Origin of the sequence: Burkholderia sp. Bp8963, from assembly GCF_003854275.1 — a bacterium.
GTDB lineage: Bacteria > Pseudomonadota > Gammaproteobacteria > Burkholderiales > Burkholderiaceae > Burkholderia.
Window position 1 is genome coordinate 1 of sequence record NZ_QTQP01000099.1, and the last position, 11,029, is coordinate 11,029.

The window sequence follows — 11,029 nt, forward strand, 5'->3', positions numbered from 1 at the left end:
GCGCGCAAAGGCGACGGCGAACCTGGCGTCAAAACCATCTGGCTAGGCATGCAGCGAATAGTGGACTTCGTTGCTGGCATCAGGTACATGCGCGAGATTGAGCATCAGACTTGTGTGTAATGGAATGCCTCAAGCCGGGAGCGCATCAGGTTTTCAAAGAACCCGTGACGAATCTCCGCGCTGAGATTCTTATCCAACCCATGCTTTTCGTCGATGAGGAACTTTCGTCGCACCTGCGTGATGATTTTGAATAGCGTTGTGTTCCGATCGCCAGCGACGACTTTGCGCTCTTCTTCGCTGATACTCGGTGCACGCACAAAACCTTCACCGTCTGGTTCATCCGATATTTTGTAGATTGACAGGAGCGAGTCCACCTCTTCCAGCATGCTAGCGCGAATGGCATCGGTATCGACAAAAATCTTGTTCCCGTTGATCTCGGTCGTGCTTGCCTCGGTGATGATCTGACCCAGTAAGTCGGTGAGTTCACGGTATTGATCTTCGACTTTGACCAGGCCACGCTCCTGCAGATGGTCCAGTATCAGAAGTCTCTGAACTCGTAACTCATTAGAGCTCTTGAAGCACGACAGGAAGTCCATGACGTCGGTAGTGCAAACCCTGTCAAAGAAGAGCTTGTATTGAGCCTCGCCGACATCCAAATTGTCGAACAGCTCTGACGGCATCCTGACATCTCTGGATGACAAAAAATCTTCGAATGCCTCATTGAGGACATAATCTTTTTTTGATGATATGTGCTTTGAATAGAAGTAACAGACGATCACAGCATCAACTGAAGCCAAACGCTCCGCCTCGATTTCCCGCATGAGACTTTCCATTGGGAAGCAAACGAAACTGTTCGGCTCAATCGCCAAAATGCGTGCCGCGGTCGTAACAAGCCGTTGCGCTTCATTTCTGAAGACCAGATACTCGGCGAGCAACTCAAAGTAATCCTTTTGGAGCGGTGTCGCGCGACGAAACTCGTCAAGTTTCGCAAGTATGATTTCCTCTGTGGCGCCTTCACTTGCCAATCTCGCGATCTCGCGCTTCTTAATCCGATAGTCGACTGCCGGAATAGATTCGGCCCCATCTAATAGATGGCGCGACATTGGCGAGTCGTTCTCTGCCATTCTGTATACGAGAGGGCTTACGACCGCGTCACCGCACGAAGCGAGTCTCGCCGCGAAGCGCAAATCCGTGGCATTAAACCGGAAAGGTGCCGCTTTGTAGACCATCAACTGGAAATCGATGTTCCGCGTGAGCCCTCGGCATCTAATGACGGTACCAAGAATCTCGTCGTAGACACTGGCAAGTTGGTCCGACAGCGTATAGAGGGCAGATACCTTACTGGCAAGTTCGCCAAGCGGCCCCACGGGAGCAAGGGAAGTATCTTTCTCGTAGGCCAGACACTTCGCCAGAATATTGACGAACGTTGTCGGATTGCTCATCTCATGAGCATGCGATCCGAATAAGTCGAGAACCTGACGATATTGGCCCAGATCGTATGCGGTGAGAAGCGACATCTCGACCGCATCGACACCACGTGCGTGAGTTGAGTTCGCGCTATCAACAGCACATATGGCCGGATCGTCTACTAGGACTGCCAAGTCATGCATGAAACGGACGGACAATCGCGTTTCGTCGGCAGACGCTTTGTACTCGCCTTCTTCCGTGATGATGCGTGGTACGAGGTCGACCAGTGCCGAGTACTGATCGACCAGGGATAACATTGAGAAGCATGGTAAGCAGCGGCGATAGTCTGTCCGCTGGAAGAGAGGATCTGGCGCGAACGTGAACGCTAGAAAGTCAGCGAAAGGTCCAGACGTCGCCTGTCGCAACTCTTTCACCTCAGAAACGAGCAAGCCGTTGAGATGCTTGGATGTGTGTGTTTTCTGGTTGAGCAGGTAAAGTCGCTCGATAAGGTAGTTGATAAGCTTATTATCTTGGCGCCTCTTCATCTCCTCGCAGAAGACGGTCAACTCGTCCAGATTGTCCCTGTAAACCAAAACAAGCATTCGGTGCCGTATGTACCACAGCGACTCACCCAGCTCGACACGCACCTGTTCGAGGATCGACTCGGCCAGATCATACTTCCCTTGAAGAAAGGCACTTTCGAAGGCAGACCGATGTTTCGCAAAATGATTCAGCCCCACGGCCTCGTCTTTGAAGACGGCACTGTATATTGCTAGTGTTCTCTCAACCGGCAGGTTATCAGGCAGGCGGATTTTGGCGCCAAGCGCCTCAACAGTGCGACCAAACGCGTTGAAGGTTGATCGGAAATTTGGCTCTCGTAGAAACGTGGTCAGTCTCTCGTTAAAATCTGGTCCATCATAATGAAACAGGAACTTCCGGGCATGTAGCTCGAAGTCTCTGCCAGAAAGGTAAAGCCTCGCAAGTGGATTGCTGAGTAACTCGAACGAACTCTTGGGCTTTTGCTTTGGCGGTAAGCGTTTTCTTCGCATCTCAGACTCTGCGGTGGGGCTGGTTACGAAAGTAATTGGTTGGACGTTTTTCGTCATTGCGAAAGCGACGCCGCGCATGCGGCACGCTCGTTATCGGAAAATGTGCGTTGTGCCTGCATCTCGATATCACGCAATGAAAACAAGGTGACGGTCCTCTTTAAGAAGCTTACGATTGTGGCTGGATCGGGGCTGTCATATCTCGCGGAAAGGACACAAATTCCGAACGGCTAGCGCCACACTAGCCTCTTACTGGCAATCTTTGCTAGAGACAAGACTAAATCGGTCGGCGCTTGTTGCTCCACTTTATCTAGTGGACTGCGACAGCATCGTGGAATACATCTTCTCAAGTAAAGGTTCCATCATTTGCTGTGCCGCTTCCCACTCGTTATCGCGAAGCATTGCGAATTTGTGCTCAAGGTGAAGCTCTCGATCAAAGGTGTAATCTGTTGGCGTTTCCAGCCCGACGATGAGCTGCACGTCTGCCGGTAGATCCTCGGCGATGAACTGGAGCACGGCCGGAAGATTGATATCGTCCTGCGCCTGCTGGTTCGGCGAGTCAATCACGATGGGGAGGTCGTATGTTCCCGTTTCGCCTTGGACCGTGCGCCAGATCGCAGCGTAGTATGCGAGGATGGAACGCGGACCACCGCTGCCGGAGAGCGCGGGTCTGGCGGTGAGCTTCATCTTCGACACATCCACTGACCTTAGTTGAAGGGCGATGCGGCTGGCCGCATAGAAGTCCCGAAAGTCCGTCAAGATCGATTTGGTCCGTTTTGCGGAGCGGAGCTCCTTCATTTTTTCGTCAAGGGCGTCTACCGCGAGTACTGCTGCATCGATTGCTGATTGCAGCTGCCTTCGCTCAGCATCGAACGCTGCGAAGGCGGCCTCGGCTCCTATGCTTCCAACTACGTCCTGGAATTTAAGTTCCCCCTTACGAGTGTCCAGCAAGCGGGAGATACGGAGGTAATTCTCATTAAGATTGTTGAGTTCAGAGAAAACCGTTTGACACCGGCGCCGGACTTCGGCTGCATCATCACGCAGACGCGCGGCGAGTTCGCGAAGGACACGAGCATCCTCGGCGAACAGCAGCAGGTCCAAGAAAGGCTTCTCATGCTCAGCGTGGCAGGTTGGGCAGATGAGCGGAGCGGCACCTTCCGCGCGTAGGTACTTTGCGTCTCTGTCGTACGCCACGAGTGCCTCATCTGCCATACGGATCTGATGGTCGAGGCTTGACAGCAGCTCCTGTTCCCTTACCGCAACGCTTCGCAACTTTTCCTGGCGTGTATTCAGCTCGTTCACTTCCTTGGTGAGCTGTGCAATTTCCGCGGCAAAGTTCTCAGCATTAACCTTGGGGCCGGCAAGCGGAACTGTCTTGCTGAAGCGCTCGATTGCTCGTTCCAGCAAGCGATACTCTCGACGGTGCTCTTCCAGTACCTTCGCATCTTGTGATTTCTGCGCTCGCGCGCGGTAGTACTCCGGCGGGCAGACACCGGAAAAGTATTCGAGGATGGGGCCGAAGGGCGAACTGAAGCGTTTGATGCCATCGAAAGTGTTCCATTCCGACTGCCAGCTTCCATCCTGATTCACATAAAATGGAAGGAAGAAGCACGCTGGGTCCGCGGGCACGACCTTCGACTCGCTCTTATCGGAGAAGACGAGATTGAAGTCCGTTATCTCGCAGAATCGCTTCGACCATTCCGCGAACTTCGATGTCGAGATGATGAGATTAAACTCTGCGTCGAAAAGCGCCCGTCGTCCGTCCTGGTGGAGGGCGAAATAATGCTCACCGTCGACCGAAAACTCGAGCAGGCAAGCTGCGTTGTCGTCCCAGGATTCAAGCTCACCGTGGGGTGTCGCTCCGAGCGTCTCAAACAGACTTCGAATCAACGTCGTCTTGCCTGTGTGGTTCCTGCCTCGAAGAAGGTTCTTCCTCGGATGGAATTTCACGTGGCGCGCCTTTTTCTCGCGGTGCGAGAGCAGCCAGATGTTCTCGAATCGGAAGCGATGCATAGTCTTTTGTTCTCAGGCTACGGACGAGAAGTCTTAGTTCGGGTCCACGCATTTCGCTATTGCCCTCATGACAAAGCGCGCTGTCAGCTCATCATCGCGGTGATCGCTGAAGGTGGCCTTGAGCGCGGAAAGGGCCGCCGCGAGGTACGGTCGCAGGGTGGCCCCACATGGGTTCGCATCCACCCAATTGTCGCTGAAGTCGTCGATGTCGCGAGACAAGTCGTTTCCTCCCGTAAGCCGCTCTCGCGCGACGCGAGCGGCTGCAACCCGAATCGACGTGATAGTACGGAAGTCCGAGCCTTCTGCTTGAAGCTGATTCAACCAAAGGTTCAGCAGTTCGTTTCGGTCAGGGACTGTCTGCAACGAGCCGAGCGCAGCAAGGAATGCGCTACGCGAGAAGCCGCGCTCGTGCACGAGTTCGTCGAACGTCACGCACGTGTCAGTGTGTCGGCCGAGGGCAGAAATCTTCATGACCAGCGATTCGACAAAAGCGGCAGCCTGAGCAGCGTGCTCCGGACTGCGCTGTTTCAGAAGCTCTAGCGCAGACGCGATGGCGGGCGCGCTGGGATCGTCCGGGTGGATGGCAATCTTCTTCAGTTTGATTCGCGTCAGGTCCGGCGTCGGTGTGCCCGCGGCACCCAGCGAGCTTAACGCATCAACGAGCAACTGCGCGTGGGCAAACGCCAGCTCCGAGAGAGAGCAGGGCATTGAGGTAGCTGCACTGCCACCGGATATCAGTGGGAAATCGCATCCGGCGTTCGAGATGAAGTACCCCACCACGGGCATCGAGCTGAACGCGCTGAGACTGCGGTGGAGCTTTCCGAGGGTGGAGTCAGCAACCTTGGAAAAGTCCGGGGAGCTTTTCGTCGCGGCCCTAGCGCCGTTGGACGACTTTGGGGCCTTCGGTGCGGTTGTGCCTGTCAGAACGGACCAAGACCAGGTACCGCTGTCCTTCTTCTTGACCTGATATACAGTAGCTTTGGTCGGTGACGAGCTCGAGTCCAGCTCAGTTATGTCTTGGACGGCTTCGAAGAGAAGCAGAAAGTCAGGCTCATTGGCTTGCTCTAACTCCAACATTCGGAATACAGCCCACCAGCGTTGGAAGTCAACGCCCTTAGAGCCGTGTCCGCCACCGGACTCAGCCAACTCAGATTTATTTGCGACGAGCAAAAGCTCCGTTGCACCATTGGCCGCACTCAAAATGCCCTCCCCATTTGCCTCCGTTCGCGCGGAGTAACTTCTCGCTTTTTGGCGCAGAGCGCCATGGAACAGGGCCTACGCTGTGTAAAGTCTTGATGCGATTAGCGAGCCCCATGTGGGAGAGAGATTCATGCTCTTAGTGTCCTCACTTAGAAGCGAGCAAAGGCCCTTCGGTGATTTTACCAGAACCAACAGGTACCCGAGGCCGTATATGCCACGAGAGTCAGATGCGCACACTTGTCCCATCACTTCGGTTCTGTTAAGTCTATGCTCTTCAGCGCACGTAACTCGGATCAACTTTGCTGAAAATCGCTTCCACTTTCCGCCCGCAGCAGACGTTCATGCAGACTTTGTGAACGTCTGCTGCGGGTCGACAGCACGCATTCGCTGGCGGTGACATCGAACGCTCTCGGCGGCGGCGCTCCCAATGTCTGGAAAGCCCTGTAGTCGCCTCAACATCGCCGACACTGGAACGTCCAGGTTGGCCAAGTGCAGGGCGTTCGCCATCATGCCGCGTAGACCCGCGGGATCTCAGAAGCCGCCATTGCAGCCGCGTTGCCTTGTGCGCGAGGAGGGAGGCGCGACGCGCCCGACAGATTGGGCGCCCGCTTGTCTCGTCCAGGTGTCAGGCGCTTAGCGGTTGTTTGAACGGCTGTGCGTCAGCTCGACGGCCCACCGTGAACTCCGGTCGTCGCTCGAGCAACGCTTTGCGCTTTTCTTCGGCGCTCTTGATGAACTCGGATAATTCGCGCTCTATGGCTGAATCTTTGGCACCCGGTTTCCACGTCGCTGCTCCGTGCCGGCGGCGCGTGGCCCGAGCCAGCGCTAAGGCGTCGCTCGCAGCCTTAGCACACTCGTACTCAACCTGATCACAAAGGTCTATTGGTTCACCGAATTCCCGAAATGCCTCCACGTATTCTCGGGTCGAGTGCACCGTGGCCGGGTACTCGCGCAGTTCGGAGATCACCCTGCGGCTCAGAACATGCCAGTGCAGCTTGTCTGGATAGGCAAAGGCGGGGATGGACACGCCCTTGCTGACATCGGAGCTCATCGGGCCGACCGGCACCGCTGCCGCCCAAGCGGCCTTATGCATCATTGTCCGACAGGTTCGAGCGTAACTTTCCAGCGACAATGCGAGTTCCAACGCAGCGTCGCGTCGCTGACGCTTGCGCACCCTGGCGTCCCTTGCTGAGATCCACGCGAGCGTTATTACTGAGCCGACTGCCCCTGATGCCAGCGCCAGACTCAATGGGGTGTTCCAGCTAAGTCGTTGAAGAAATTGAAGCGATTCCTGCCACATGCGATGTGCCTCGGACAAAGAGGTGCACAGAGTATAAGCAATCGTTTGCGAAGTATTCGGGGCAAAAAATGCGGTGTGTGTTTTCGCCACAGGCACTTCAGTTGGGCTGACGCACATCTTGACAGACCTGGGCGAACCGCGGCACTCGTCCGCCCAGTTCCAAGGGAGGACCCGACAAAAGTTTATGGCCGCCTCGCTTCGTAGTCGGACTGCGTGACGACATTGGTCCGGACGGTGGCGATGGGACCGCCTGCTGCCGCTTATGGGAAGGGCTGTTCTACCTCGGGACGATCGGCAAGGTTCGGCCGACCGCGCGGCTTCATGCGAATCATTGGATCTAGCGACCACCCCACGGGTGGCGGACGCTGGTCCGCATCAGGCCGAAGGGCAGCGCGTGCGTTGCCGATCTTCTCGAACGCAAGCCCGCAGTGGTTTGGCAAACGCATCAGCCGAGCGCGTCATTGCGAAGCGTCGTGAGCACGCGAACCAGAATGTCGACGTCGGTCGACGGATTCTGCGCCGGCCGCTCCAAACGCTGACGTAGCAGTTGAGCGTTCATGTATGCAGCCTCTAGTCCACGATGTGTCGCTGCGAACAATCCGCGCTTCCCTTTCTGATAACCGTTGATGTAACCGGAGAGCAACCGAACGACATCGTCGCGGTGGATGTGTGCTTCAGAGCGCTGAAAATGGAGGAGCGGCCACAACTCGAAACAGGGGTTTGACGGGATCGCCTGAAATGCGATCGGCTGCTTTTCATCGTTCGTAATAGTGCCGTTATGCTCTGCCGCGCGCCGCAATGCCTCGTCATACTGAGCGTGGTCATCGCGGTCTATGACCGCGAATACGCGCTCCCATTGACAAGTCTTCTGGCAGAAATCGAGTGCGTAGTTGACGACTTGCAGCGGATTCGTCCCGTCGGCGGGGCATACATGGACGGCGGCCGATGGCAAGCGGTACTCCCGTCGGATTTCCTCGAAGTAGTTGACTTCCGTCTTTTCGCCTTCAGTGACAATGAGAATCCGTTCGAATGCCTCCCGTCGTGCAGCTTTTCGCTCGATCCTGCGCGCGCGGCGGTGACGCGGATGATCATCACGCGCCAAGTTCATGCTCCTCGAGCTGGAAGTCCATCGTTATTGGCAACGCTCCATAACGCCCTTGGAGATAACCGCGCTCGAGCGCTTCATTCTTTCGAGGCGAGAAGTCCGTAAGCGCCATCAGCGTGCTGGCCTGATCGCGTCCTTTCTCCATCAACCAGATCTGATCGCGCCGGAAGATCTCCGCGTCGAGCAGTGCCGTGTCGTGGGTAGTGAATATGAGCTGCGCAGGATGACGGCTTTCGGGCGGCCGATGGTGAAACAGATCGACCAAGAAGCGCACGATGTGGGTGTGCAGACTTCCGTCAAGCTCGTCGACGACAATACTGCGACCGATCTGCAGAGATTCGATGACTGGAGCGGCAAATGCGAACAGTCGTTGTGTTCCAGTCGATTCCTCTTCGATCTGCAGCGTTCCTTCCCCCTTGGGCCCCTTGTGCGTGAATACCGGAAACTGAACTTCCGATTCGGAGACAGCGTGCTCAGTTCGGTCACTGCGGAGGTCGAGAGCAACACGCCGCAATTGACGCCCCTCAAGTCCCAGATCCGAGATTCCGACGTCTGCTGACCCCAAGAATTTCAACAGTATCTGCTTGCGTTCCGTCTCAGATATCCATGCCGTCGACTGGTCAAACGCCGGCTGCATTCCAGCAGCGATAATGAACAGCTTCCGGACGATCCAGTCATACACGGGAAAAAGGCTTTCGCTGTTCAACTGGGCTGCAGTGGACAGGAAGAGAGCATTGCGCCGCGTAGCGTCCTGCCAGACCTTCTTCGGGCCACTCAGCGAAGCGCCAAACTTGTACTCGTCGGCGTTCGCCGCGGCGTTATACGCACGCTCAAACCATATCTGCGGCCGGTGAGTCTTGTAGACCAGCAGCCATTCTTCGGCGATCCCAGCTGCCGTCGCTGAAAAACCGTATTGGTAGCGGCTTCCGCCAAGTACGAAGGTAAATTCGAATTCCGTGGGTGCGGAAGCGTATTCGGGGTCGAGTTTGAAGGGCAAATGGGTGAGCGGCTGCCCCGGCATGAGGGTCGCCGACGTTGCGACCACTGACTGGGCGAGCTGCATAGCCCCGACAAGCGCCGACTTCCCGCTCGCGTTCGGCCCATAGATGGCCGCAGACCGCAGAAGATCTGGAACGCTCGCCGTACCTGAAGGAGCCGTATTCGACTCCCGTTTTTCCTTGTCCGCGCTTGCAGCCATGCTCAGATACATGTCATCCCGAATCGAGCGGAAGTTTCGGACGCGAAATTCGACTAACATGGTCGCCTCCTTGTTTAGGATGATATTTTGCACTAATTGTGCAAAAATTCAACTTAAATTTGGCTACTGGCGAATCTGGGAAGCTATCTTGCATGGCGGACATGCCAGGCCGAGAAGGGAGGCAAATGAAGTCGCCGTAAATTGACGAGCGCCGAGCGCCGAGCGCCGAGCGCCGAGCGCCGAGCGCCGGCTTGCTTGTAAGCAGCGCCACCGTGCGCCAACGGTATTCGCGAGGCCGAAAGTGACCCGTTTTGAACGGAGCACCTTATGAGCGACGCTCGCAGGACGTGGTTAATGGTGTCGGGCTGAGATTTTCCAGCGGGAACGTGTCGTCCGGTACGCAGCAGCCAAATAATGGGCGGACGGAGAAGTGACGGTGGTTTCGGCTCTGCACTAAACAGAGCGATCAGGGCCCACATCGCGAACGTATGGGCTTAAATTTGACATAAGTATATCTATCAATGTTTTGGGGTCGCATCCATTTTGAGGTGACTGCCGTGGGCGTCGTGATTAACGGGTCGGCAATGCGCGTGTAACCAAAGCCGTCACCTTTGTACGTGCAAAGTCCCGGCGGACGATCGGCCGGACGCGAGAATGGAGTGGCGCGGCTGGTAAGACGTCGTCAGTGTCTTACCGGTATCCGCCAGTCACCGTAAGGACTCCCATGAGCCGCGCATCGTACTTCGCGAGCTTGCGTCGGCGGCTCAATCGTCGAAACTGGCACGAAAATCCGCGACGTAATCCTGGCCGCCGTAGTAGACGCCGAGGATCGCGACCTGGTCGCCGCTTATCCGATACGCGATCACGGTACGACCGCGGTAATGCGTGACGCGCAGGCCAGCGAGCAGGTCGTCGCGCGGCACGCCGCGGGCCGGGAACCGCGAGAGTTGCTCGCAGAAGGTGACGATCGCGTCGACGTATTCGGCTGCGGTGCGCGGCGCGACGGCGGCCCCGATCGCGTCCTCGAGCGCGGCCAGTTGGTCGTGCGCCTCCGGGGAGAATACGACGTGGTAGTCGGGGCCGCTCAACGCGACGACGCCCGGCGTTTGGCGAGCGATGCGCGGACGTCGGCCGCTGACAGCGCGCGCGTCGGATCCGCGTCGAGCGCATCGGCCGCCGGCACGACCGTCTCGCGCAGCCACGCGTCGACTGCCCGGTCGCGTGCCGCGAGCGCGCGCAGCGCGTCACGGATCACTTCCGACTCGGTCGCATAGGCGCCGCTGGCGACCCGCTGCCGCACGCCGTCGGCCATCTCGTTCGGGAGCGTGATGCTCATTTGCTGGGTGGTGCGCATGGCGACCCTCCTCATCCAATAGGATTTAATCCTACTCCATCCTCGCCGCGGCGTCACGGACTGTGGTTTGCCGGGCGGACTGAGGTCAGTACCGCGCGATACAGCGCCGGCGTCGCTCGTGGACCCTCACGTACAGCGTGCTATCGTGTTCCATGCTGGCCTCCGTGGTGGAAATCGCTGGGTGTGGCGCCGCCCACATCGTGCGGCTCTGGCAGCAATGCTAACCCGCGTTTGATTCCTCACGGCAGGCCAGCCCCTACCTCACGGGAGTCATACTGACTAGGGTCTGTTTACATTCGATGAAATGTGTTTACATCTTGTCTTTTGCGCGAGCAGGTCAAGATGATTCGAACATTACTGAGCGATGAAGTATGGGCACGAATCGAATCCGTCTTGCCGGGCAAGG

General features: G+C 56.9%; 9 protein-coding genes. 1 reads left to right on the forward strand and 8 read right to left on the reverse strand.

Translation table 11 applies throughout. From position 1 onward, the window contains the following. A partial coding sequence (locus DID96_RS36775; protein ID WP_148094511.1) for an IS4 family transposase occupies window positions 1-120 on the forward strand: 120 nt, incomplete at its 5' end. Here the strand turns inward: DID96_RS36775 and DID96_RS36780 are convergent. The 8 genes from DID96_RS36780 to DID96_RS36815 all read right to left on the reverse strand — a co-directional run bounded on the left by DID96_RS36780 (window position 105) and on the right by DID96_RS36815 (window position 10,623). Next, complete coding sequence (locus DID96_RS36780; protein ID WP_124604120.1) at window positions 105-2,534, reverse strand: hypothetical protein; 2,430 nt, start codon at window positions 2,532-2,534, stop codon at window positions 105-107. The genes DID96_RS36775 and DID96_RS36780 overlap by 16 nt on opposite strands. Window positions 2,535-2,759: 225 nt before the next feature. Then, a complete protein-coding gene (locus tag DID96_RS36785) occupies window positions 2,760-4,466 on the reverse strand; it encodes a hypothetical protein (RefSeq protein ID WP_124604122.1) in 1,707 nt (568 codons plus the stop codon). Between the two features lie 33 nt (window positions 4,467-4,499). Next, window positions 4,500-5,666, reverse strand: a complete 1,167-nt coding sequence (locus tag DID96_RS36790; protein ID WP_185732489.1) for a dsDNA nuclease domain-containing protein — start codon at window positions 5,664-5,666, stop codon at window positions 4,500-4,502. Between the two features lie 625 nt (window positions 5,667-6,291). Beyond that, window positions 6,292-6,966, reverse strand: a complete 675-nt coding sequence (locus DID96_RS36795; RefSeq protein ID WP_124604126.1) for a hypothetical protein — start codon at window positions 6,964-6,966, stop codon at window positions 6,292-6,294. A 445-nt stretch (window positions 6,967-7,411) separates the two neighbouring features. Then, entirely contained in the window at window positions 7,412-8,068 is a 657-nt protein-coding gene (locus tag DID96_RS36800) for an RloB family protein (RefSeq protein WP_124604128.1), read from the reverse strand. Continuing rightward, a complete protein-coding gene (locus DID96_RS36805) occupies window positions 8,058-9,329 on the reverse strand; it encodes an ATP/GTP-binding protein (RefSeq protein ID WP_124604131.1) in 1,272 nt (423 codons plus the stop codon). The genes DID96_RS36800 and DID96_RS36805 overlap by 11 nt, the downstream gene beginning before the upstream one ends. 704 nt (window positions 9,330-10,033) lie before the next feature. Then, window positions 10,034-10,357, reverse strand: a complete 324-nt coding sequence (locus DID96_RS36810) for a type II toxin-antitoxin system RelE/ParE family toxin (RefSeq protein WP_124604133.1) — start codon at window positions 10,355-10,357, stop codon at window positions 10,034-10,036. Continuing rightward, entirely contained in the window at window positions 10,354-10,623 is a 270-nt protein-coding gene (locus DID96_RS36815; protein ID WP_124604134.1) for a type II toxin-antitoxin system ParD family antitoxin, read from the reverse strand. The genes DID96_RS36810 and DID96_RS36815 overlap by 4 nt, the downstream gene beginning before the upstream one ends. Window positions 10,624-11,029: the final 406 nt, after the last annotated feature.

Coding starts and splice junctions, on each gene's coding strand:
- DID96_RS36795 (WP_124604126.1), bottom strand. CDS start 6,966: ATGTGGCAGGAATCGCTTCAATTTCTTCAACGACTTAGCTGGAACACC.
- DID96_RS36780 (WP_124604120.1), bottom strand. CDS start 2,534: ATGCGCGGCGTCGCTTTCGCAATGACGAAAAACGTCCAACCAATTACT.
- DID96_RS36785 (WP_124604122.1), bottom strand. CDS start 4,466: ATGCATCGCTTCCGATTCGAGAACATCTGGCTGCTCTCGCACCGCGAG.
- DID96_RS36805 (WP_124604131.1), bottom strand. CDS start 9,329: ATGTTAGTCGAATTTCGCGTCCGAAACTTCCGCTCGATTCGGGATGAC.
- DID96_RS36815 (WP_124604134.1), bottom strand. CDS start 10,623: ATGCGCACCACCCAGCAAATGAGCATCACGCTCCCGAACGAGATGGCC.